This is a genomic window from Cohnella baijiui (genome assembly GCF_020731285.1).
Taxonomy (GTDB): Bacteria; Bacillota; Bacilli; order Paenibacillales; family Paenibacillaceae; genus Cohnella.
Window position 1 is genome coordinate 1 of sequence record NZ_JAJFOW010000123.1, and the last position, 409, is coordinate 409.

1 protein-coding gene is annotated in these 409 nt (G+C 55.5%); it reads left to right on the forward strand.

Annotated elements, in window-relative coordinates:
• The coding region (locus LKX83_RS31930; RefSeq protein ID WP_304518362.1) for a group II intron maturase-specific domain-containing protein at positions 1-409 on the forward strand (409 nt) is incomplete at both ends.

The following is a 409-nucleotide window of genomic DNA, read 5'->3' on the forward strand; positions in this document are numbered from 1 at the left end:
TATGCGGACGATTGCAACATCTTCGTCGCAAGCAAACGCGCCGGAGAACGCGTCATGGCGTCGGTCATTCACTTTGTGGAAGGGAAGCTGAGACTAAAAGTGAACCGGGAAAAGAGCGCAGTAGCACGGCCTTGGAAACGCAAGTTTCTGGGGTTTAGTTTCCTGAGCAACAGGCAGGCGACGATTCGGCTGGCCCCAAAGACGATCTCTCGGTTCAAGGACAAGATCCGCGAACTGACAAGCCGTACGAGGTCCATGCCGATGGAAGAACGGATTAACCGGCTAAACCGCTATATGATGGGATGGCTGGGCTACTTTCGACTGGCTGCCGCGAAGAAACACCTCGAGCAATTCGACGGCTGGATTCGCAGGCGGCTGCGCATGTGCCTGTGGAAGCAATGGAAGCGAG